The following is a 23,166-nucleotide window of genomic DNA, read 5'->3' as shown; positions in this document are numbered from 1 at the left end:
GCATCGAGATGATCGTGCCTGTTGGTTGTCCAGGACCTCGGACCTATCGTGGCTGGTTCTTTTTCGAGGCGCCGGCGCTGAAGCGTGCCCGGATTTCTCCGACAATGATGTTCAATTCCCGTTGCAGTCGGTTGAGGCGCGACAGGAGTTCACCGTCCTGCATGCCTGTCGGGCTCGGGCGAGACTCTCCGTTGGGGGCAGGTTGCGTCATGCTCCGCAACTCCTCCAGGGTGGTTGGGCCGATATTGGGCACGGTGAGCCATTGGGCATCTGAAATGCTGGCAACTTCGCGGATGGTGGGGCACCTCCCACGAAATTCTGCCAAGATTGCTCCCCGGACGCGTCCGGAGCATTTCTCGATTGGAAATGGATCGTCCAAACCCATCTCACGCCCTCGCACACCAACCAGTGAGATCCCGTCAATCAACGCCCGAACCGCCTTAGAACTTAGCTTTTAGGACATTCCATGCGTACCGATTATATGACGAAAAGAGCAGACGACCTTAAGGAGATGGCGGCATGCGTTAGGAGTAGCCAAATTGGTATCGGGGCGATCTTGTTGGATTTTCAGCTCATGACGAAACTCTAACGGCTTAGCTTGATCGTCTGGTTGAGAATCACAGCGCAACGGATCCGCAGGTCGGGTCTCTCGCCTGCAACATTCCCCAAGGCAGGCATTCGTCGCGAATTTCCAGAGTTTGTTCCGAGACATATTCATGATTAGCCGGCAACCTGATTGCGGTCGCGACGATTGGCCGGTATGTAACAGGATTGTGCCGCATTTCCCGATTTCAGAGGACTGAATGTCTGCAACCTCCGTCTTGATCCACCTGTTCGGTGAGATTGCCCTGCTTCTGTGGGGCATCAACATGGTCAACAGCGGTGTTCAGCGGGCGTTCGGCAGTGATCTGAGATGGATTCTCGGGGTGACACTGCGGACACGGCTTCAGGCCTTTCTCGCCGGCCTCGGCGTGACGACGGTCCTTCAAAGCAGCACCGCCACGGCCCTCATGGTGGCGTCCTTCACGGCAGGCGGGGCTGTCGACATCGTTCCCGCCCTGGCCGTGATGCTCGGCGCCAATGTGGGGACGACACTGATCGTCCAGGTTCTGTCGTTCGACGTATCTCTGATTTTTCCGGCCCTGATTTTCGGCGGTTTCGTGGCCTATCGCAGGGGAAGAACGAGCCGGATTAAGGATCTCGGGCGAGTGACCATCGGTCTTGGGCTGATGCTGCTGTCGCTGCATCTCCTGGGCGAAACGATAAGGCCCATCGAATCGTCCAAAGTCATCAAGGATCTACTGGCCGTTATCGCCCCCGATCCTTTGATCATGGTGCTCCTGTCCGCGCTGTTCGCCTGGCTTGCCCATTCCAGCGTCGCGGCTCTGCTGTTCATCATGTCGCTCGCCGGCGCCGGCGTCATCGATGCTCACTCGGCGCTGGTCATGGTCTTAGGCGCCAACCTCGGCAGTTCTCTCAATCCTCTGCTCGAAGGGGCGGGAGGCGACCCATCCAAGTTGCGGGTCCCCTTCGGCAACTTCGCCATGCGGGCTGTCGGCTGCCTCGCGGCCTTGCCGTTGATCGACCCGATCCTTGCCGCCATGGCGGTCTTCGACCCGCACCCGGCCCGGCTGGCGGCGAATTTTCACACATTGTTCAACGTCGCCATCGCGGCGGTCTTCATCCTGCCGCTGCCCTGGATCGCGGATCTCCTGCTGAAGACCTTTCCGGAGAAGCTCCGCCCCTCGGACCCGGGCACGCCGCAATATCTCGACAAGGATGCCCTCGACACGCCCTCAGTCGCCCTGTCCAATGCCGCCCGCGAGGTGCTGCGCATGGTCGATACGGTGGAGTCGATGCTGCGCAGCTCTCAGGATCTCTTCCGTCTGGACGATATCAGCCGGGTCGATCAGGTCAGCCGGACGGACGACGTGCTCGACCGGCTCTTCAGCGCGATTCGCCGATATCTGAGCTCGATCAACCATGAGGCCTTGAGCGAAGCGGAGGCGAAACGTCTCTCCGATATTCTGGCCTTCGCGATCAACCTGGAGCATGTCGGCGACATCATCGACAAGAACCTGATGGAACTGGCGGCCAAGCGCATCAAGAACCACCTCCGCCTGCCGAAAGACAGCCTTGACGACATCACTGGCATGCACGGGAAGCTGCTGGAACATCTGCAACTCGCGGCATCCGTTCTGATGTTCCAGGACCTCGGGTCAGCCCGCCGGCTCGTGTCCGAGAAGGAGCGCTTCCGGGATCTCGAGCGCGCTGTCGCCCAGAAACACCTCGAACAGCTTCGGTCCGGCAGGACGGCTGGCGACACCAGCGCACTTCAGCTCGATATCGTGCGCGATCTCAAGCGAATCGAAGCGCATATCGCCTCGACCGGGCACTCGCTCCTCGAGCAGAGCGGAGAGCTCAAGCCGAGCCGCCTGACGTCGTAACCTTCGATCTACCTCTGGTCCCTCAGGGCGCGCCAATCCATGTAGCGGACAGGCTCCGGCAGGCCGATGTCGCGACGTTCGTGATCGGACAGGGCACCCAGATCCCAGATCACGGGTCGTGTTTTCCGGGAAACGGGCCGGAACCAGAGCTTCAGGCGCAGCCAAGCGCCCTCGGCGCCGCGAAGGCGGCGGGCATCGTCGTATCTCATGACAGCTACCGTGGTTGTTTGGTGGGGCGTGAGAGCCCCGGCCGATAAGATTGAGGATGCGCCGGAGGGCGGCACTTGACAAAGCAAATGCCGATGGGCTGGCATAAGGCAGCCTTATGGATCATTATGTCTAAACTGCCGTCAAAACTCCCGCCGATGAGCGCTGTCCGGGTCTTCGAGGCGGCTGCGCGTCATCAGAGCTTTACCCGTGCGGCAGAGGAGCTCGGCATGACGCAGGCTGCCGTGAGCTACCAGATCAAGATCCTCGAGGATCGTGTCGGGGCACCGCTCTTCATCCGATTGCCCCGTCAGGTGACCTTGACGGCCAAGGGGAAGCAACTCGCCCCGGCCGTGACGGAAGCCTTCGAATCCCTCCGCAACGCCTTCGCAGGCGTGGAGGAGATGGTGCAGACGGTCCTGTCGATCACCACCCTGTCGACGTTCGCTTCCAACTGGCTCGTGCCGCGCCTGGGCCGCTTTCGCCAGCTCCATCCGAATATCGCGGTTCAGATCTCCGTCTCGACCGAGATTGTCGAGTTCGCTCAAAGCGAGTTCGATATCGGGATCAGAAGTGGTACAGGGGATTGGCCAGGGCTCGAAGCCCATGTCTTGTTTCCGAACCAGTTCGTGCCCGTGTGCAGCCCGGCCCTGCTCAGGGACGTCGAGCTGCGGGAGCCCGTCGACATCCTGAAGCTTCCTCTCATATCGCCGAGCGATCCGTGGTGGCAGGACTGGTTCAATGCAGCCGGCGTGCAGGATGTCGATCTCTCGCGCCGTCCGGACAATTCCCTCGGCGTTCAGCAGTTCGAAGGCATGGCGGCCATTGCCGGTCAGGGCGTGGCGCTCATCAATCCGTTCTTCTTTCCCGACGATCTTGCATCCGGACGGCTCGTCAAGCCGTTCGACCTGCTGGCCACGACGGATCGGAGCTACTGGCTCGTTTACCCGAAGGCCCGAAAACGCTCCGCGAAGATCGAAGCCTTCCGCGATTGGGTCTTGAGCGAAGTGGCCGGCGATAGCGAGAGGGCCTCTCCCGGAGGCCCGATGAAAAACGGGGCCTGACGCCCCGAATTTCTGTGATCGCTACTCGGCCGCCTGAGCCTCCGGGGACTTCGCCTTCAGGTGGACGAGCATGTCGATCAGCGCCCGGTCGTGGAGAACGACCATGCGCTCCTTGTTGTGAAGCCAGCTGACCGCATCCTCGATGGTTTCGGCGTCGACCAGCTTGGCCTCGGCCAGAGCCCGCTCAGTCTCGATGATGCCCCGCTTGCGCGGCAGGGCGGGTGGAAGCATCTCGATATGCCGCTCCCTCAGGTTCGCATCCGCGTAGATGGCCCGGATGCTGTCCGCATCGTCGAAGCCGAACGTCACGTTGCGCGCCTGCAGTTCGTTCGCGCGGGTTGCAATGGCTGGGGGCTGATGCTCCTCCGGGGTCCTCAGGAGCCCGAGGCGTTTCAGCGCCAGTCCGGCCCCGAGCCGACCGCTGAGCCATGACAGGGGAATGGCGAGCAGCAGGCCGATGATCGTCGGCGACATCCACAGGAACAGGGACGTGGCGATCATGAAGGCCGAGATGCCCGCCAGGGCACCGAGAACCGTATGGGCCCGGTGGCGGCGGACGATATCCTTAAAGGGAATCGATCCGTCGTCGCGGCGCTGCGGCTGCCAGCCCGTGTCGCGGCCGAGCAGGATCTGGAAGACCGACCCGGACTGGATGAGCATCAGGATCGGGGCCAGGAGGGCAGACAGAATGATCTCGATCGTGGACGAGATGATCAGGCGGATGCCCCCGCCGGACGCGCGCCGGTCGTGGTTGCGGATGAGCATCAGCAGAAGACCGAAGACTTTCGGTGCCAGCAGAATCCCCATTGTCAGCGCGAAGAGCGCCAGGGCTCGCTCGGGATCGAACCGGGGCCAGATCGGGTAGAGCCGGAAGTCGCGGGCAAAATATTCCGGCCGGATATAGGTCGTCTGCAGGACGAGCGCGATACCGACGATCAGCTGGAACAGCCAGAACGGGGAGGCCAAGTAGGACATGATGCCGGTTGCGAAATGCTGTCGCGTCGGCAGCTTCAAGCCTTTTGCGCCGATGACCCGCATGTGCTGGAGATTGCCCTGGCACCAGCGCCGGTCGCGGGCCGACAGGTCGATGAGGGACGGCGGGCTCTCCTCGTAGGATCCCTGAAGGTCGGCCAGCATGTAGACCGACCAGCCGGCGCGGCGCAGCAGCGCGGCCTCGACGAAGTCATGGCTCAGGATATGGCCGCCGAAGGGGGGCTTGCCCTTGAGGTCTGGTAGCCCGCCGTGCGCGGCAAAGGCCCGGGTGCGGATGATCGCGTTATGGCCCCAATAATTGCCGTCGCGTCCCATCCAGACCGCCAGCCCCATGGCGATGACCGGCCCGGTGACCCGGGCGGCATATTGCTGGAGGCGGGCGAAGAGCGTGTTGCGGTTGATGATCAGCGGCAGCGACTGGATGATGCCGGCATCGGGATCGGCTTCCATGGCTGCCGCGAGTCGCACGATGCAGTCGCCAGTCATCAGACTGTCGGCATCAAGCACCAGCATGTGCTCGTAGTGACCGCCCCACCGGGACACGAAATCGGCGATGTTGCCAGCCTTGCGGTGATGGTTCTTCTGCCGGTGCCGGTAGTAGAACCGCGCATTGGGGCCCAACCGTTCCCTGAGAGCCAGGAACGCGCGTTCCTCGGCGATCCAGGCATCCGGATTCGTGGTGTCGGACAAGATGAAGTAATCGAAATGATCACCCAGACCCGTCGCGTGAACTGATTCATAGATCGCTTCGAGGGCCGCGAAGGTGCGGTCGGTCTGTTCGTTGTAGACCGGCATGACGATGGCGGTGCATTGCTGCAGCGAGGACGGCAGCGGTCCCCGGTGCCCGGGCCGTCGCAGCAGGGCGAAGAAGCCCAACAGGGCGCTGGTGAACGCAACCGCAATCCAGGAGAAATTCACCGTGAACAGGGCAACGAGAACCCACTGGAGGGCGGTCGTGCGGCTCACCGACACGACCTGGTACATCTCGTAGGTGCCGTAGGCCGTCAGCAGCAGGCCTCCTCCGAACACGAAGAGACGGGCCAGCCATGTTCCCATCTTGGAATGCTGGGAAAGCGGCCTGCGCTCCTCCGCGTCCGACCAATGCCGCAGCGATTGCGTCGGCATGTCGAGGTGCTTTTCCGGGGGCATAGCGGATGCAGGCCGCTCGAGCGCGGCCACATTCGGGTTTGTGTCGGGACTTACGGTGTCCAACGATAAAGCCATGTCTCGCTAATCGGTTTCCCGCCTGATTCAAGGATCAGGCGCATCTCACACGCGTTTTCGTTGCCCGGGTCAAGCTCGAATGCAACACGTACCGTCTTTCGTTCCGGATATGGCAAAAGTTTGAGGTTCTGGAACGTCCCAGGGCCAACGGTTAGAACGGATTTAAGGTCCGCCGGCAAATTGTCACCCAGCGCGTCCCCGGTGAAGTCGACGGTGAAACGCCGCCTCCGGCCTCCGCTGCCTCGTCCAGAGCGGGTGGATGATACGGTCGCGAGCGGCGGACGCTCGGGCGAGTTCCATCCCCAGTATTGACGGTATGCAACAGCGACCTCGGATCCAGCCGTCATCGGCGCCTTGGGCCGCCAGTAGGTGAGAATGTTGTCGTTGATCTCCGCATCCGTCGGGATCTCGAGGAGTTGGACGCTGCCCTGGCCCCAATCGCCGAGGGGTTCGATCCAGAGGCTGGGACGGCGCTCGAACCGCTGCTCGTCATCCTGGAACGCTTCATAGGAACGTTCGCGCTGCAAAAGGCCGAATCCGCGTGGAGAGCTATCGACGAAGGCCGAAATCTGAAGGGTTTCCGGATTGTGTAACGGACGCCACAGCCACTCTCCAGACCCGTTGAGCATCTGGAGACCGGAGGATTCATAGACCGCCGGTCTGATATCGTCGGAGTTCAGGAGATCGTTGGGTCCGTAGAGATACGTCGACGCGATGCCGCCCAAGCCAACATGTTCCAGGTTGACCCGTGGGAAGAGGGTCGTTTCCACGTCGACGATGGTCATGTCGCCTGGGCGGAAGGTCATGCGCACCGCTCCGCTGGTCGATTCCGAGTCGAGCACCCCATGGACCGTGATGGCATTGCTGCCGACTCCTGGCCGTTCCAGCCAGAAGGCGCGGAAGACCGGAAACTCCTCGCCGCGAGCTTCGGCCGGACGCAGGGTCAAGGCCCTTGCGATGGCCCCATAGGTTTGGCCCCGGGCAATCGCACGAAAGAACGTGCCGCCCTGAACGAAGGCGAAGTCGAACGGCTTGCCGTTTCCGAGCTGCGCGATCAACTTGAAGCCGGAATAGCCGATATCCGCTATATTGTTCGGCAGATTGATGCGGCCATAATCGAACTGCGTTGGGCTGAACCCGATCCGCCGGACGGCGCCGTCCTCCACGACGAACAGGTCGACCGCATCCCGAAAGACGAAACCTCGGTGGAGCGGTTCCACGGAGATGCCGCGGGCTTCGGTGCTCCAGATGGCAGGTTGGGTATACCGAATCGCTGAGTACTGCTCCTGGTTCAGGTTGGCGAACACGTCCGGCAGGTCGTTCGGGGCGGCCGCATAGGGCTTCTTGGAGAGTTGCCGCGCGATGTCGACCACGACCGCCGGGTCGAACCGCTGATTGTCGCCCATCCTGGCCGAAATCGTCGCCTGGGGTGTCTGACCTCGGACGACTGGCGCGAAAGCAAGCCCGGCGACGGAGACGCCGATATAGGCCAGCATGTCGCGCCGGCGAAGGGAGAAGGGGGACGGGCCCCTTGGCGAAACCGGCACAGCAATACTCTTGTGTGAACGAGGCTCTTCAGCCAGACAGTTGGAATGCCCTATACATATCGTCAATCGTGAGCATGAAGTAAACGAGCCCCGCAGCGGAAAGCGCCCCATTGCTCATGAAATGATTGCCGAAATACTCCTTCTGATCTAGCTCCACGGCAAAGCGCCACGGGATTGAAACTGTATGACCTCGACCGCCTCCTTCAAGACGCCCTCTGATCGGAGCTGCCTTGCCATCGTGCTCGCGGCCGGCGAAGGCACCCGGATGAATTCCGGGAAGCCCAAGGTTTTGCACCAGGTGGCGAACCGCTCCATGATCGGACACGTGCTGTCCACCCTCGCGAAGGCTGGTGCCACGAGCGTTGCGGCAGTCGTCGGACCTGACCGCGAGGACGTGGCGAACGAGGTGCGGAAAGGCTTCCCCGGAGCGCAGATCTTCGTTCAGCGGGACCGACTCGGCACCGCCCATGCGGTCCTGAGCGCCCGGGACGCTCTCGAGCAGGGGGCAGACGACGTGATCGTCGCCTTTGGCGATACGCCGCTCGTCCTGGCCGAAACCTTCGCCAAGCTTCGGGCTCCTCTGGCTCGAGGGGCGGGTCTGGTCGCCATGGGTTTCGAGGCACAGGATCCCACCGGCTACGGCCGCTTCATCACCTCCGGCGACGAGCTTCTCGCTATCCGTGAGCACAAGGACGCCACCGAGGCCGAGCAGGCGATCACCCTGTGCAACGGCGGCCTGATGGCCATCCGCGGCGACCTGGCGCTCTCGTTGCTCGGGCGGGTCGAAAACCGCAACGCCAAGGGCGAGTACTATCTGACCGACATCGTCGAGATCGCCCATGGCCTCGGATACCGAACGGCCGTCGCCATCGTGCCGGAGGACGAGGTCCACGGCGTCAACGATCGAGCCCAGCTCGCGGCCGCCGAGCGTATGATCCAGGATCGGCTGCGCCAGGAGGTCATGGCGTCGGGCGTCACCCTGGTCGCGCCGGAGACCGTTTTTCTCAGCCACGATACGCGACTGGGCCGGGACGTCGTGGTGGAGCCTCACGTGGTCTTCGGCCCCGGTGTGGTCGTCGAGGATGGCGCTGTCGTCCACAGCTTCAGTCATCTCGAAGGCGCACGGATCGCACCCGGGGCCGGCGTCGGACCATTTGCGCGACTGCGTCCGGGCGCTTCCGTCGGCCCGAAGGCTAAAGTCGGAAACTTCGTCGAGATCAAGAACACTGAACTCGGAGCCGGCGCCAAGGTGAGCCACCTGACCTATCTCGGTGATGCGAGCGTCGGGGCCGGGGCGAATATCGGCGCGGGCACGATCACCTGCAATTACGACGGCTTCGGAAAATACCGGACCGAGATCGGCGAGGGAGCCTTCATCGGGTCGAACTCCTCGCTCGTGGCTCCCATCACGATCGGGAAGGGCGCTTTCGTCGGGTCCGGCTCGGTTATTACGGACGATATCCCCGATGATGCCTTGGGTCTTGGCCGTGGACGTCAGATTGTGAAGGAGGACTGGGCCATCGCATTCCGGGAAAAGGCGCAGGCCGCCAAGGGAAAATAAACGCCCTTGTCACAATACGTTATGCAAGTTGATTCCCCCGCGCCGTCGAGCCTCTGTAAGAGAACGGCAAGCGTGGCGCTGATCGGATGAGAAGGTAGAAGGCATGTGCGGGATCGTTGGAATCGTCGGAAAAGCTCCTGTTGCGTCTCAGATCGTCGAGGCCCTCAAGCGCCTCGAATATCGGGGCTATGATTCCGCAGGCGTCGCAACCCTTGAAGAGGGGCGCCTTCACCGCCGGCGCGCCGAGGGCAAGTTGCGGAATCTCGAGACGAAGCTGTCCCAGTCCCCGCTGTCCGGCGTGATCGGGATCGGCCATACCCGCTGGGCCACCCACGGCAAGCCCAATGAGACCAACGCCCATCCGCATGCCACCGACAGGCTCGCAGTCGTTCACAATGGAATCATCGAAAATTTCCGTGAACTGAAGACCGGGCTCGAAGCCAAGGGCATCCGGTTCGAAACCGAGACGGACACCGAGGTGGTGGCTCAGCTCGTGACCTACGAGATCCGTCAGGGGCGCCCGCCCATCGAGGCGGTTGCCGTGACCTTGCCGCGGCTGCGTGGCGCGTTTGCCCTCGGCTTCCTGTTCTCAGGGGAGGACGACCTGCTGATCGGCGCCCGGCACGGAGCTCCTCTCGCCATCGGGTACGGCGACGGCGAGATGTATCTCGGATCCGACGCGCTGGCGCTGGCGCCGTTCACCGACGAGGTCGCGTATCTGGACGACGGGGATTGGGCGATCCTGACCCGCCGCGGCGCCGATATCCGGGACGAGAGCGGCAGGCCGGTGCAGCGGGTTCGTCATAAGATCCCGGTCGGAAACTTTCTGGCCGACAAGGGCAATTATCGCCATTTCATGGCGAAGGAGATCCACGAACAGGCCGAGGTCGTAGGCCGTACGCTCGCCCATTATGTCAATTTCACCTCCGAACGTGTTGAACTTCCATTCGAACTGCCCTTCGACTTCAAGTCTCTGAAACGCATCTCCATTTCAGCCTGCGGAACGGCCTACTTGGCTGGGTTGATCGCCAAATACTGGTTCGAGCGCCTCGCGCGGATCCCGGTCGAGATAGATGTGGCATCCGAGTTTCGCTACCGGGAGGCTCCCATGGAGCCAGGCGGCTTGGCGCTTTTCGTATCCCAGTCCGGAGAAACGGCCGACACGCTCGCGTCATTGCGCTACGCTACCGCCGAGAAGCAGCATACGCTGTCCGTGGTGAACGTGCCGACCTCCACGATGGCCCGTGAGAGCGACGTGATCGCGCAGACGCTCGCCGGCGTGGAAGTCGGTGTCGCCTCGACGAAGGCCTTCACGTGCCAGCTCACCGTGCTGCTATCGCTCGCCATCGCGGCCGGCCGCGCGCGGGGCACGCTCAGCGCGGACGAGGAGAAGGAACTGGTGGACGCCCTCATCGCTGTTCCCGGCCAGATGACCGAGGCGATGAAACGCGAGCACCAGATCGAGATCCTGGCCCGCGACCTCTCCAAGGCGAAGGACGTGCTCTACCTGGGACGCGGCACGTCCTACCCGCTCGCCATGGAAGGCGCCCTGAAGCTCAAGGAGATCTCCTACATCCACGCCGAAGGCTATGCGGCAGGCGAACTGAAGCATGGCCCCATTGCGCTCATCGACGAGACGATGCCGGTCATCGTGATTGCGCCCCATGACGCCATTTTCGAGAAGACCGTCTCCAACATGCAGGAGGTGGCGGCCCGCGGCGGACGCATCATCCTCATCACGGACGAGCGCGGCGCCCTCGAAGCCGGGCTCGACACCATGGCGACCATCGTGCTGCCGTCCGTGCACCCGATCGTGGCGCCGATCGTGAACGCCGTTCCGATCCAGCTTCTCGCCTATCACACGGCCGTGTTCATGGGCAAAGACGTGGACCAGCCGCGCAATCTCGCCAAGTCCGTGACGGTGGAGTGACGGCGTTCCGTGGATCGGTCCGTCCTGCCCGACCTGGCGACCTGACCAAGCTCGCCGGCGTCGAACGTTCGGCGGCTTCGGTCTTCAGGGATGTGGGCCTGGCATGGCTGGCGGAGGGCGGCACGATGGATTCGGCCGTTCTGGCGGCCCTGTGCCGGGACGAAACGGTATGGGTGGCTGCCGACGAACGGGATGAGCCGGTCGGCTTCCTCGCCGCCCACGAGCTGGACGGGCATCTCTACATCGCCGAGGTGTCGGTTGCAGCGTCCTGTCACCGGCAGGGAATTGGTAGGCGGCTGGTGGAAGCTGTCATCGAACATGGCAGACGCGAGGAATTCGACGCCATCACGCTGACGACCTACCGAGACCTGCCGTGGAACGGACCGTTTTATGCCCGCCTCGGCTTCGTCGAGATCGACCCGGAGGACGCCCGGCCCGGTCATCGCGGCAAGTTGCGCGCCGAGGCGGAGGCCGGGCACGATCCGGCCCGGCGCTGCCTCATGGCACTGAAACTGGTTTAGCCGGCCCTCAACAGCCGGATCGCGGAATCCCGCTCGAACAGGTAGAGCAGGACCCGCAGCGCCTGGCCGCGCTCGCTGACAAGGTCGGGGTCCCGGTCGACGATCAGACGGGCGTCGTCCCGGGCGGCGGCGAGAAGGTCGCCGTCCGTCTCCAGGCGGGCGAGTTTGAAGCCGGGCGTGCCGGACTGGCGGGTGCCCAGGACCTCGCCCTCGCCGCGCAGGCGCAGGTCCTCCTCGGCGATTCGGAATCCGTCCTCGGTCTGCCGCATCATCTCGAGCCTCGCCTGGGCCACCTGGCCGAGGGGCCCTTTGTAGACCAGGAGGCAGGTGGAGGATTTCGAACCGCGGCCGATGCGGCCCCGCAGCTGATGAAGCTGGGCGAGGCCGAAGCGCTCGGCGTGCTCGATCACCATGATCGTGGCGTTGGGCACGTCGACGCCGACCTCGATCACCGTGGTGGACACGAGGATCTTGGTCTCGCCGCCGGAGAAGCGCTCCATGGCGGCGTCCTTGTCCCGGCCGGCCATCTTGCCGTGCACGAGGCCGACCCGGTCGCCGAAGAAGCCCTGGAGCATCTCGAACCGCTCCTCGGCGGCCGCGAGGTCGATGGACTCGGACTCGCCCACGAGCGGGCAGACCCAATAGACCTGATCGCCGTTGGCGATGGCGCGCCCGATCCCGCCCACGACCTCGTCGAGCCGGTCGATGGCGATGAGCTTCGTGGCGATCGGCTTGCGGCCAGCCGGCTTTTCGCTGAGCACCGACACGTCCATGTCGCCGAAATAGGTGAGCGCCAGGGTGCGGGGGATCGGTGTGGCGGTCATGACCAGGATGTCGACGGCCTCCCCCTTGGAGCCGAGCGCCAGGCGCTGGTGCACGCCGAACCGGTGCTGCTCGTCCACGACCGCGACGCCGAGGTCCTGGAATGCCACCCCCTCCTGAAACAGAGCATGGGTGCCGACCGCGATCTGGATGCTGCCGTCCGCGAGACCGGCCAGGATGGTCCGGCGGGCGACGCCCTTCTCCCGCCCCGTGAGCAGCGCGATGGTGAGCCCCGCCTGCTCGGCCATGGGGGCCAGACGCTCGTAATGCTGGCGGGCGAGGATCTCGGTCGGGGCCATCATGGCGGCCTGGCGGCCGGCCTCGATGGCGCTCGCCATGGTGAGGAGGCCGACAACGGTCTTGCCCGACCCCACGTCGCCCTGGAGCAGGCGCAGCATCTTCTTGTCGGACACGAGATCGTTCCGGATGTCCTCGATAGCCTGGGCCTGGGAGCCCGTGAGGCCGAAGGGCAGGGCGGCCTTCAGCCGTTCGACGAGATGGCCGTCGCCCGCGTTCACCCGGCCCGGAAGGCGCCGCATGCGGCTTCGCACCAGGGCGAGCGCGAGCTGGGAGGCGAGCAGTTCGTCATAGGCGAGGCGCCGGCGCGGGGCCGACTTGGCGAGCGCCTCCTCGGACAGTTGCGATGCGCTGTCCGGCCTATGGAGAACATGTAGAGCCTGCCGGAACTCCGGTAGGGCGTTGCGGTCGAGCCAGGCCGCATCCTGCCATTCCGGCAGCCCGGGCACCTTGTCGAGCGCCGAGCCGATGAACTTGCCGACCATGCGCGAGGAGAGCCCCTCGGTCAGCCCGTACACGGCCTCGACGGCCGGCAGGCTCTCGATGCTCTTCTCGTCGAGGATCCGATCCGGGTGGACCATCTGGCGCCGCCCGTCCCAGAGCTCGATCTTGCCCGACACGTAACGGCGCTCGCCCACCGGCAGGATCTTCTCGAGGCGGGCCTTCTGGCCGTTGAAGAAGATCAGTGTCACGTCTCCGGTCTCGTCCTCGACCAGGATCCGGTACGGCGCTCGGCGGCCGGGCGGGGGCGGGCGGTGAGCCACGACGGTGACCGACAGGGTCACCGGCTCGCCCACGGGCGCGTCGGCAACCGATCCCTTCATCTCCCGCGAGATGCCGCTGGTCGGCACATGGAACAGGAGGTCCATGACGCGCGTGGGCTTGCCCGGTTCGCCGAGGAGGCGGTCGAGCAGGGGGGCGATCTTGGGACCGACGCCCGGCAGGGTATTGGCCGGGGCGAAGAGCGGATCGAGAATGGACGGACGCAATGACATTCGACGGGATGGCAACGGGCAGGGAGATGGTTATATAGCGGCTAGAGCATCGGGGCCGAAAGTGGAATGCACTTTTGAGATCAATTCCGGGGCTCGATCCTTTATGCGGCGCATCGCCGGGTGCGGTCCCGGCGGGCCGCCCGGACGCGGCGCCCTCTTTGACCGACCGGAGTAATGCCATGAGCGGAACGACACGCAGCAGCGCCGGCCTCGACACCCGGCGCAGGCAGATCCTCTACCGCTCCTGGCATCGCGGCATGCGCGAGATGGACCTGATCATGGGCCGGTTCGCGGATGCCGAGATCGGCGACCTCTCGGAGGAGGATCTCGACGAGTTCGAGCGTCTGATCGAGGTGACCGACCGCGATCTCCTCGGCTGGATCACCGGCGAGATCGAAACGCCGTCCAACTACGACACACCTCTGTTCCGGCGCCTGAAGGCCTTTCATACCCACACCTCTCCGATCCATAGCTGAGACACCTGCACGTCATCACCGGCCTCGTGCCGGTGATCCCGCTTCCGTCCGGCGGACCTCCCCACGTCATGGCCGGCCTTGTGCCGGCCTCCCGCCACGGAAGGGCTCGGCGCCTCACGTCATCGGGATCACCGGGACAAGCCCGGTGATGACGACGGAGGGTGGCAGGGACGCCCGTCCCGGTCGGAAAAGCGCAGCGCCCCACAGCATCGGGATCACCGGCACAAGGCCGGTGATGACGTGAGGGTGGGAATGCTCCTCATGGAGGCGAAGGATGGCGCCGCATGGGGTGACAACGAAGGTCCGCTCGGACTAAACCACGCCTATCTTTGCCCCATCCGACGAACCGGGCGGAATCGCCCGCGTTCTTCTTGATCTCTGACCCGATACCTCATCATGAAGCCAGCCCTGACCCGTGCCCTCGATGCCCTTAAGAAGGGCCAAAGCCTGACGCTGTCGAGCGTGCCGGACGGCTTCGACGCGCTCGCCGTGGCCGATCTCGCCCGCGGCCTGTCCGGGCAGGTGGAGGGACCGGCGGTCCTGGTCCATGTGGCCCGCGACGGGCAGCGGCAGCAGAACTTCGCCAACAGCCTTGGCTTCATCGCGCCGGAGATCGAGATCCTGACGTTCCCGGCCTGGGACTGCCAGCCCTACGACCGGGTCTCGCCCAATGCGGCGATCACCGCGCAGCGCATGACCACCCTGGCCCGGCTCGCCCGTTCCAAGACCTCCGAGGACAAGCCGCGCATCCTGTCGACCACGGTGAACGCCCTGGTCCAGCGCGTGCCGCCCAAGGCCCGCATTGCGGCCGAGACCTTCTCGGCGGCGCCCGGCAACGTGGTCGACACGACGCAGCTGATCAACTGGCTGGAGAGCAACGGCTTCCTGCGGACCGGCACCGTGCGGGACACCGGCGAATACGCGGTGCGCGGCGGCATCATCGACCTCTATCCGGCCGGCCTGCCCAACCCGGTGCGCCTCGACTTCTTCGGCGATGCGCTGGAATCGATCCGCGCCTTCGATCCCGAGACCCAGCGCACGGTCGGCACCCTGCGCTCCCTCGACCTCGTGCCCATGAGCGAGGTCCAGCTCACCACCGAGAGCATCCGGCGCTTCCGGCAGGCCTATGTGGCGGCCTTCGGGGCGCCGACCCGCGACGACCGGCTCTACGAGGCGATCAGCGAGGGGCGGCGCTATCCCGGTCTCGAGCACTGGATGCCGCTTTTCCACGATCATCTCGACACCCTGTTCGACTACCTGCCGGGCGTTCCGGTGGTGTTCGACGCGCTCGCCGACGATGCCGCCGGCGAGCGCCTGTCCCAGGTGAAGGATTATTACGACGCCCGCCGCGAGGGCATGGGACAGAACCAGCCCGGCGTTGCGCCCTATCGCCCGCTGCCGCCCGATGCTCTCTACTTCAAGCCCGAGGAATGGTCCGACCGCACCGCCCATCTCCCGCTCGCGCGGCTTACGCCCTTCGCGGTGCCGGAATCGGCCGGCCGGCTCGTGATCGACTGCGAGGCCCGCCAGGGCCGCAGCTTCATCGCCGAGCGGGCGGACGAGAACGCCAACGTGTTCGAGGCCGTGGTCCGACACATCCGCGAGCTTCAGGCGGCCAAGAAGCGCGTCATGCTCGGTGCCTGGACGGAGGGCTCCCGGGAGCGCCTTTGCCACGTGCTGCAGGACCATGACCTGCGCCAGACCAAGCCCATTGCCCGATTCTCCGACGCGATGGCCTATCCGAGGAACGAGATCCCGGTCGGCATCTGGCCTCTGGAATCGGGCTTCGAGACGGCGGATCTCGCGGTCGTCAGCGAACAGGACATCCTGGGCGATCGCCTCGTTCGCCAGAAGCGCAAGTCCAAGCGGCCGCAGGACTTCCTCACCGAGGTGGCGGCGCTCACGCCGGGCGATCTCGTGGTCCACGTGGATCACGGCATCGGGCGCTTCGAGGGGCTCAAGACCATCGAGGCGGCCGGCGCCCCGCACGATTGCCTGGAGCTTCATTATGCCGGCGGCGACCGCCTGTTCCTGCCGGTGGAGAACATCGAGCTCCTGACCCGCTACGGATCGGAGGAGACGGAGGTCCAGCTCGACAAGCTCGGCGGCGGCGCCTGGCAGGCCCGCAAGGCCCGCATGAAGCAGCGCATCCGCGAGATGGCGGGCGCGCTCATGAAGATCGCCGCCGCCCGCATCCTCAAGGACGCCCCGCGCCTGACGCCGCCGGAAGGGCTCTACGACGAGTTCGCGGCCCGCTTCCCCTATGACGAGACCGAGGACCAGCTCAACGCCATCGAGGCGGTGCTCGACGACATGGCCTCGGGCCGGCCGATGGACCGTCTCGTCTGCGGCGACGTGGGCTTCGGCAAGACCGAGGTGGCCCTGCGCGCTGCCTTCGTGGCCGCCATGGGCGGCAAGCAGGTGGCCGTGGTCGTGCCGACGACGCTGCTCTCCCGCCAGCATTACCGCACCTTCTGCGACCGTTTCCGCGGCCTCCCGCTCAATGTGGCCCAGGCGTCCCGCTTCGTGCCGGCGGCCGAGATGAAGAAGACCAAGGAGGGGCTCGCCGACGGGTCCGTCGATATCGTCATTGGCACCCATGCGGTCCTGGGCAAGACCATCAAGTTCAAGGATCTCGGCCTGATCATCGTGGACGAGGAGCAGCATTTCGGCGTGTCCCACAAGGAGCGCCTCAAGGAACTGCGCGCCGAGGTTCACGTGCTGACCCTGTCGGCCACCCCGATCCCGCGCACCCTGCAGCTGGCCCTCACGGGCGTGCGCGAGCTGTCGCTCATCACCACGCCGCCGGTGGACCGGCTGGCGGTGCGCACCTTCATCACGCCCTTCGACCCGCTGCTCATCCGCGAGGCGCTCCTGCGCGAACGCTACCGCGGCGGCCAAGCCTTCTACGTGGTGCCGCGCCTCGACGATCTCGGCGACGTGAAAGCCTTCCTGGACAAGGAGGTGCCGGAGGCCAAGGTCGCGGTGGCCCACGGCCAGATGGCGGCCGGCCAGCTCGAGGACGTCATGACGGCCTTCTACGAGGGCAAGTACGACATCCTGCTCTCCACCACGATCGTGGAATCGGGCCTCGACATCCCGACCGCCAACACGCTCATCGTCCATCGGGCCGACATGTTCGGCCTGTCCCAGCTCTACCAGCTGCGCGGGCGCGTCGGCCGGTCCAAGACCCGCGCCTACGCGCTGTTCTCGGTGCCGGCCAACAAGTCCCTGACGGTGCAGGCCGAGCGGCGCCTCAAGGTGCTCCAGACCCTCGACACGCTGGGCGCCGGCTTCCAGCTCGCCTCGCACGACCTGGACATCCGCGGCGCGGGCAACCTTCTGGGCGAGGAGCAGTCCGGCCACATCAAGGAGGTCGGCTACGAGCTCTACCAGCAGATGCTGGAGGAGGCGGTGGCACAGCTCAAGGCCGGCATTGAGGAACCGGCGGAGGATCAGTGGTCGCCCACCATCGCGGTCGGGGCCCCGGTGATGATCCCGGAGAGCTACATCTCCGACCTGCAGCTGCGCCTGGGCCTCTATCGCCGGCTCTCGACCTTCGAGGCCGACCAGGAGATCGACGCCTTCCGGGCCGAGCTGGTGGACCGGTTCGGGCCGGTGCCGTCCGAGGTCGACCAGCTCCTCAAGATCATGGCGATCAAGGTGCTCTGCCGCCGCGCCAACGTGGAGAAGGTGGACGGCGGACCGAAGGGCATCATCATCTCGTTCCGCGACAACGCCTTCGCCAACCCGGCCGGGCTCATCTCCTATGTCGCCGAGCAGGCCTCCTTCGCCAAGGTGCGGCCCGACATGAAGATCGTGTTCGTCCGTGACACCGAGACCCCGGACGAGCGCATCAAGGCCGCGACCACGATCCTGCGCAGCCTCGTGCGGATCGCCGAGAAGAAGGCGGCGTGAGACCCGCGCCGTTTGTCGGCTGGGCCTCTCGATGGTGGGTGCGGCACGGGAGTGACCATTCTCCCGCGTCATCACCAGCCTTGTGCCGGTGATCCCGATCGATCAAGGCGCGGCGCTCCTCAATATCGAGATGGCCGGGACAAGCCCGGCCATGACGTGCGGAGGGTGTCAGCCGGGGAAGGCGTATCGGTTGATGGAGGGGCGAAACCCTCAGAGGTCCGGGGCCGCGACCGTGTGCATGTTGAGCTGGTTCTGCAGCATCGTGGCGGCGCCGCTCACCCCGCCGGTGACGATGACCGGGGTGCCGGCCTCGGCCAGGTTCTTGCGCAGGCGGCTGGCGAGCTCCAGGAAACGGCGCCGTTCGGCCCAGCCCGCATGGCGGGGCATCTGCAGCACCACGGCCGCCGGGCTCGGGATCAGGGCCAGGACGTCGTCCGCGGCTTCGAAGGGTGTCGTCACGCTCGCATATCCCATGCCGGCCAGCTCCGCCGACAGGGCGCTGTCGGGAGCACGGTCGCCGTTGTCGACGACGAGAACCTTCGGCATTGCGTTCATGACGATACCCTGAGTTGGACGTGTCGGATGAGAAAGAGGTGCTCACCTAACGTCGAAGCAGAGCATTAGTTTCATTGTCTACATGAATGGAAGCTCAACAATAGGGGGTATCCACGCCTCTTTGGGTTAGTGCGGCAGGCGCCACCAGGTGTCGACATTGACCCCCATCAGCGGAGTCCGGTCCGGTCGCCCGAGGGCGTTGCTATAGGCAAGCCATTGATCTTTCAGGTAGAACAGCGGGATCACGTAGAACCCCGACAGAAGCGTCCGGTCGAGGGCCCGCACGGCGGACACGAAGTCCTCGCGGCTTTTCGCCTCGAGAAGCGCGTCGATGAGGCGGTCTACCGCGGGCGACGCCACGCCGGCATGGTTCTGGGACCCGCCCCGCTGGGCGGCGGCCGAGCCCCAGCGGTTGCGCTGCTCGTTGCCGGGCGAGGGCGTTCCCGGCCAGAGCCACTGGATCATGTCGAAGTCGAACCGGGCGAGGCGGCGCCAGTACTGCACGTCGTCCACGAGGCGCACGCGGGCCTGGACGCCGATGCGGCTCAAGGACTGCGAGACGTTGAGGGCGAGCCGCTCCTGCGAGCGGGAATTGACCAGGATCTCGAACGCGAAGGGCTCGCCCGTTCCGTTCTTTCGCAGGACGTCGTTGTCGAGGGTCCAGCCAGCCTCCGCCAGGAGCGCGAGGGCGCGCCGGGCCATGTCCCGGTCCCGGCCCGATCCGTCGCCGGAAGGCGGCTCCCAGCGCCCTTCGAGGATGTCTTCGCGGACCGCGCCGGGGAACGGGGCCAGCAGGGCCCGCTCCTGCGGGTCGGCGGGCCGTCCCGTGGAGGCGAGGTCGGATCCGGCGAAGTAGCTGTCCGAGCGTGTGAGCTGGCCGAAATAGAGGTTGCGGTTCACCCAGTCGAAGTCGAACAGGTAGCTCAGGGCCTCGCGCACCCGAACGTCGGCGAACAGGGCCTTTCGCGTGTTGAACGCGAAGCCGTTCATGCCCTTCGGCAGCCGGGTCGCGAGAGTCTCTCGGCGGATGCGCCCGTCGCGTACGGCGGGAATGTCGTAGCCGGTCGCCCACTGGCCGGGATCGCCCTCGATCCGGAAATCGTAAAGTCCGGCCTTAAAGGCCTCGAACAAGCTGTTGGCGTCGCGATAGAAATCGTACCGGATCTCGTCGAAGTTGTAGAGCCCGCGGGTCACGGGCAGGTCCTCAGCCCAATAGTCCTTGCGGCGGGTGAGCACGACCCGCTCGCCCGGCCTCACCTCGGTCAGGGCATAGGGGCCGGAGCCGATGGGCGGGGTGAGGCTCGTTCGGTCGAAGGTCTCCAGATTGGTCTTATGGGCGGGGAAGATCGGCATGGTCATGCCGATGAGGAGCGGCAGCTCCCGGTCGTTGGCGCCGGACAGGTCGAAGCGGATCCGGTGCGGGCCCAGGATCTCCACTGCCTTGACCTGCGAGAGACTCGACCGGTGGAAGGGTTTTCCGTAGGTCTTCAGGGCCTCGAACGAGAAGCGCACGTCTTCGGCGGTCAGAGGATGGCCGTCCGAGAAGCGGGCGCGGGGATCGAGGTTGAAGGTGATCGAGCTGCGGTCCTCCGGCATCTCGACCGTGCGGGCCAGGAGGCCGTAGATCGTGAAGGGCTCGTCCGCGGAGCGCATCATCAGGCTCTGGAGCACGTAGCGGGGCACCGCGTCCGGGGCGACGCCGAGGACGATCAGGGGGTTGAGGCTGTCGAAGGTGCCCTGGAGGCCGAGCGTGATTCGACCGCCCTTCGGCGCCCCGGGGTTGGCGTAGGGCAGGTGGTCGAAGCCGGGCTCGAGGGCGGGCTCCCCGTGCATCGCGATGCCATGCCGCAGCGCCTCCGCCCCGGAGGCCGCGGAGGGCCCCCAGCCGGTCAGGAGACACACGGCGGCAAGCAGCAGATTCCGTATAAGCCAGCGGCCCATGGCGCTCCCGGTGCAAGACGGCAAACACCCGAGCAATGTTGTACAGAAATTTGCCCCGGGTGACTGGAAACCTACCACACGAAAGGTTAAAGGAGCCCCACACGTCTTGTCTTCGCCACATTCGGCAAGGATTTGGACCCCGTCATTGCAGGTTAAGAACACGCCGGCTAAACGGCCTATTCGAAAGCCGAACTTTCGACTGAAGAGGATCACACACATGTCTTTCGCGACACGCTTCGCGAGCCTGGGGGGGACCCGTGGCCTGGCGACTGCCTTGGCTCTTCTGGTGAGCGCACCCGTTCTGGCTCAGACCGCCCCGGCGCAGCGTCCCGCCGCCCAGCCGGCCCGCCCGGCCGCCCCGGCCCAGCAGCCGGCTCCCGGTGCCGCCGCCCAGCCGCAGCAGAATGCCGGCCCCACGGTCGTGCAGGTGAAGGCCGAGCCGTCCCAGCCGGAATGGACCAAGGTCTGCGGCAAGGACCAGAACACCAGCACCGAGATCTGCTACACCACCCGCGACTTCGTGTCGGACCAGGGCCAGCCGGTGCTCGCCCTCGCGGTCTACGACGTGAAGGGCCAGCAGCCGCAGAAGGTCGTGCGCTTCGTGATGCCGCTCGGCCTGCTCCTGCAGCCCGGCCTGCGCTTCGCCGTCGACCAGGGCCAGGCCACGCCCGGCCGGTACGTCATGTGCCTGCCCAACGGCTGCTTCGCCGAGGCCCAGGTGAAGGACGACTTCATCGCGGCCATCAAGAAGGGCAATGCCCTGAACGTCAGCGTCCAGAACCAGATGGGCCGCGAGATCACCTTCGCGGTTCCGGCCGCCGGCTTCGGCAAGGCCTTCGACGGCCCGCCGATTGACCCGAAGGTGCTCGAGGAGCAGCAGAAGAAGCTCCAGGAAGAGCTGCAGAAGAAGAGCGAGGAGATGCGTCAGCGCATGCTCCAGGGCGGCGCCGCCGCGCCGGGTGCTGCACCTGGCGCTGCCGCTGCCGGCGCCGCCGCTCCGGCCGCGCCCAAGCCGTAGGATCATCCGTACAAAAGAGAACGCCGGGCTCCAGGGCCCGGCGTTTTTGCGTGTCGCGATGAGGGAAATCTCAATTGGCCAGGATCGGCTTCGCCTTGTAGCTGCCGTTCTTCTCCCGGGTGAACATCTCGGCGATCATGGGATTGCGCAGAGGTTCCTCGGAATGGTCGGGCAGGAGGTTCTGCTCCGACACGTAGGCGATGTACTCGGTTTCCCCGTTCTCGGCGAAGAGGTGGTAGAAGGGCTGGTCCTTGCGGGGCCGGACCTCCTCGGGAATCGACAGCCACCATTCCTCGGTGTTGTCGAACTCCGGGTCGACATCGAAGATGATCCCCCTGAAATCGAAGACCCGGTGCCGAACCACTTCGCCGATCGCGAATTTTGCTGAACTCGCTTTCATGGTCTTAACTCCTTGATCTTCATATAGAGATCCTCGGCGGATTCTCCAAATCGCCCTTCGTCACGAATGAGAGAGCAAGATCCGTGCCAGGGCTGAGCCAACGCCGAGCCAGAGCCGAGCCTTGCATGGGCGGCGGGCCGGCCTGCCGAAAGACGGGATTGTCGCAAGGTTGGAACCTTGCCAGAAGACGGTCTCCCGCCGGACCTGCCGTCCGTTTCACCTGACCTCCGGAGCCGCCGATGTCCGACCTGATCGGGCTGTTCAACCTCCTTGCCCCGTTCTTCGGCCTCATCGGGCTCGGCTTCTTCTGCGGCAAGGTGGTGAAGCAGCCGGAAGCCGGCCTCGCCTGGATGCAGTTCTTCCTCATCTACGTGGCGCTGCCCTGCCTGTTCTACCGGCTCATCGCCGACAAGCCCCTGGATGAACTCGCCAACTGGCCGTTCATCGCCGCCACCACGGTCTCGACCGCTTGCGCCTTCGCGCTCTCCTTCGCGACCGGCTGGCGCTTCACGAAAGACCTGCCGCAATCGGTCATGCAGGGGGTGGCCGGGTCCTATTCCAACATCGGCTACATGGGTCCGCCGCTCATCCTGGCGGCGATCGGCGCTTCGGCCAGCGCCCCGGTGGTCCTGATCTTCGTCTTCGACACGCTGTTCCTGTTCTCGGTGGTGCCGCTGCTGATGGCGACGGCGGGCCTCGACAGGCTCAGCCTGCCGGCGACGATCCGCCGGATCGTCTGGCGCGTCGTCACCCATCCGTTCAACATCGCCACCGCGGTCGGCATCGCGGCGAGCTACCTGCACGTTCGGCTGCCGGGTCCGGCCGAGCAGATCGTCACCTGGCTGTCGGGAGCCGCCGCGCCGTGCGCGCTGTTCATCCTCGGTGTCACGGTGGCCCTGCGGCCCCTGCGCAAGATGCCCGGCGAGGTGCCGGCCCTCGTCTTCATCAAGCTGATCCTGCACCCGCTCGTGGTCTGGGTGGTGCTCTCGGCCGTCGGCGATTTCGGTCCGGACTGGACCTACGCGGCCATGGTGATGGCGGCCCTGCCGCCGGCGCTCAACATCTTCGTCATCTCGACCCAGTACAACGTGGGTGTGGAGCGCGCCTCCGCGTGCGTCCTCGTCGGCACGCTGGTGTCCATGGTCACCCTGACGGGCATCCTCTATCTCACCACCAAGACGGGCGCGCTGCCGTACGACCTGTTCCCGTGATGGTTCGGCCTGCCGCATGGGGTCAAGAGCCGCCACGTC

At 65.2% G+C, this 23,166-nt stretch carries 17 protein-coding genes; 9 read left to right on the top strand and 8 right to left on the bottom strand.

All coding sequences use genetic code 11. The features are described from left to right. Positions 1-43 precede the first annotated feature (43 nt). A complete protein-coding gene (locus tag HPT29_RS13955) occupies positions 44-325 on the bottom strand; it encodes a hypothetical protein (protein ID WP_210272048.1) in 282 nt (93 codons plus the stop codon). A 478-nt stretch (positions 326-803) separates the two neighbouring features. Between HPT29_RS13955 and HPT29_RS13950 the strand changes: the two genes are divergently transcribed. Next, positions 804-2,447 carry a Na/Pi cotransporter family protein gene (locus HPT29_RS13950; RefSeq protein ID WP_173946880.1) on the top strand — a complete coding sequence of 548 codons (1,644 nt, stop codon included), beginning with the start codon at positions 804-806 and terminating at the stop codon, positions 2,445-2,447. Between the two features lie 8 nt (positions 2,448-2,455). On the opposite strand, the gene HPT29_RS13945 is transcribed toward HPT29_RS13950, so the two are convergent. After that, complete coding sequence (locus HPT29_RS13945) at positions 2,456-2,656, bottom strand: hypothetical protein (protein ID WP_173946879.1); 201 nt, start codon at positions 2,654-2,656, stop codon at positions 2,456-2,458. A gap of 126 nt (positions 2,657-2,782) precedes the next feature. Between HPT29_RS13945 and gcvA the strand changes: the two genes are divergently transcribed. After that, positions 2,783-3,718, top strand: coding sequence for a transcriptional regulator GcvA (gcvA, locus tag HPT29_RS13940; RefSeq protein ID WP_173946878.1), 936 nt, complete (start codon positions 2,783-2,785; stop codon positions 3,716-3,718). Between the two features lie 21 nt (positions 3,719-3,739). Here gcvA and mdoH read toward each other — a convergent pair whose 3' ends face one another. Next, on the bottom strand, positions 3,740-5,935 hold the full coding sequence (mdoH, locus tag HPT29_RS13935; protein ID WP_173946877.1) for a glucans biosynthesis glucosyltransferase MdoH: 2,196 nt from the start codon (positions 5,933-5,935) through the stop codon (positions 3,740-3,742). Continuing rightward, the gene (locus tag HPT29_RS13930; protein ID WP_259060001.1) at positions 5,911-7,593 is read right to left on the bottom strand and encodes an OpgD/OpgG family glucan biosynthesis protein; all 1,683 of its coding nucleotides are present in this window, start codon (positions 7,591-7,593) and stop codon (positions 5,911-5,913) included. The genes mdoH and HPT29_RS13930 overlap by 25 nt, the downstream gene beginning before the upstream one ends. A gap of 73 nt (positions 7,594-7,666) precedes the next feature. Here HPT29_RS13930 and glmU point away from each other — a divergent pair, with 73 nt between their 5' ends. The 3 genes from glmU (at position 7,667) to HPT29_RS13915 (ending at position 11,494) form a co-directional block, all read left to right on the top strand. Continuing rightward, on the top strand, positions 7,667-9,043 hold the full coding sequence (glmU, locus tag HPT29_RS13925) for a bifunctional UDP-N-acetylglucosamine diphosphorylase/glucosamine-1-phosphate N-acetyltransferase GlmU (protein WP_173946876.1): 1,377 nt from the start codon (positions 7,667-7,669) through the stop codon (positions 9,041-9,043). Positions 9,044-9,146: 103 nt separating this feature from the next. Then, the gene (gene glmS, locus HPT29_RS13920; RefSeq protein WP_173946875.1) at positions 9,147-10,973 is read left to right on the top strand and encodes a glutamine--fructose-6-phosphate transaminase (isomerizing); all 1,827 of its coding nucleotides are present in this window, start codon (positions 9,147-9,149) and stop codon (positions 10,971-10,973) included. Then, on the top strand, positions 10,970-11,494 hold the full coding sequence (locus HPT29_RS13915) for a GNAT family N-acetyltransferase (RefSeq protein WP_173946874.1): 525 nt from the start codon (positions 10,970-10,972) through the stop codon (positions 11,492-11,494). Before glmS ends, HPT29_RS13915 begins: the two co-directional genes overlap by 4 nt. On the opposite strand, the gene recG is transcribed toward HPT29_RS13915, so the two are convergent. After that, positions 11,491-13,608: an ATP-dependent DNA helicase RecG gene (gene recG / locus HPT29_RS13910; protein ID WP_173946873.1), complete on the bottom strand. Its 2,118-nt coding sequence runs from the start codon at positions 13,606-13,608 to the stop codon at positions 11,491-11,493. The two genes, HPT29_RS13915 and recG, sit on opposite strands and share 4 nt — an antisense overlap. A 179-nt stretch (positions 13,609-13,787) precedes the next feature. Between recG and HPT29_RS13905 the strand changes: the two genes are divergently transcribed. Together HPT29_RS13905 and mfd are read left to right on the top strand one after the other, a co-directional pair. Beyond that, positions 13,788-14,084: an FAD assembly factor SdhE gene (locus tag HPT29_RS13905; RefSeq protein WP_173946872.1), complete on the top strand. Its 297-nt coding sequence runs from the start codon at positions 13,788-13,790 to the stop codon at positions 14,082-14,084. Positions 14,085-14,480: 396 nt separating this feature from the next. Beyond that, on the top strand, positions 14,481-18,002 hold the full coding sequence (mfd, locus tag HPT29_RS13900) for a transcription-repair coupling factor (protein ID WP_173946871.1): 3,522 nt from the start codon (positions 14,481-14,483) through the stop codon (positions 18,000-18,002). A 210-nt stretch (positions 18,003-18,212) separates the two neighbouring features. Here mfd and HPT29_RS13895 read toward each other — a convergent pair whose 3' ends face one another. Further along, complete coding sequence (locus tag HPT29_RS13895) at positions 18,213-18,557, bottom strand: response regulator (protein WP_173946870.1); 345 nt, start codon at positions 18,555-18,557, stop codon at positions 18,213-18,215. 126 nt (positions 18,558-18,683) lie between these two features. Next, the gene (locus tag HPT29_RS13890) at positions 18,684-20,498 is read right to left on the bottom strand and encodes an extracellular solute-binding protein (RefSeq protein ID WP_173946869.1); all 1,815 of its coding nucleotides are present in this window, start codon (positions 20,496-20,498) and stop codon (positions 18,684-18,686) included. 217 nt (positions 20,499-20,715) lie between these two features. On the opposite strand from HPT29_RS13890, the gene HPT29_RS13885 reads away from it, so the two are divergent. After that, positions 20,716-21,516 (top strand): invasion associated locus B family protein, encoded by an 801-nt coding sequence (locus HPT29_RS13885; protein ID WP_173946868.1) that lies wholly within the window; start codon positions 20,716-20,718, stop codon positions 21,514-21,516. A gap of 70 nt (positions 21,517-21,586) precedes the next feature. Here HPT29_RS13885 and hspQ read toward each other — a convergent pair whose 3' ends face one another. After that, on the bottom strand, positions 21,587-21,916 hold the full coding sequence (gene hspQ / locus HPT29_RS13880) for a heat shock protein HspQ (RefSeq protein ID WP_173946867.1): 330 nt from the start codon (positions 21,914-21,916) through the stop codon (positions 21,587-21,589). A gap of 239 nt (positions 21,917-22,155) precedes the next feature. On the opposite strand from hspQ, the gene HPT29_RS13875 reads away from it, so the two are divergent. Beyond that, positions 22,156-23,127 carry an AEC family transporter gene (locus HPT29_RS13875; RefSeq protein ID WP_173946866.1) on the top strand — a complete coding sequence of 324 codons (972 nt, stop codon included), beginning with the start codon at positions 22,156-22,158 and terminating at the stop codon, positions 23,125-23,127. The last annotated feature ends 39 nt before the right edge of the window (positions 23,128-23,166 follow it).

The organism is Microvirga terrae (genome assembly GCF_013307435.2).
Taxonomy (GTDB): Bacteria; Pseudomonadota; Alphaproteobacteria; order Rhizobiales; family Beijerinckiaceae; genus Microvirga; species Microvirga terrae.
The sequence above is the reverse complement of the archived record's forward strand: the minus strand, read 5'-3'. Positions and strand labels throughout refer to the sequence as shown.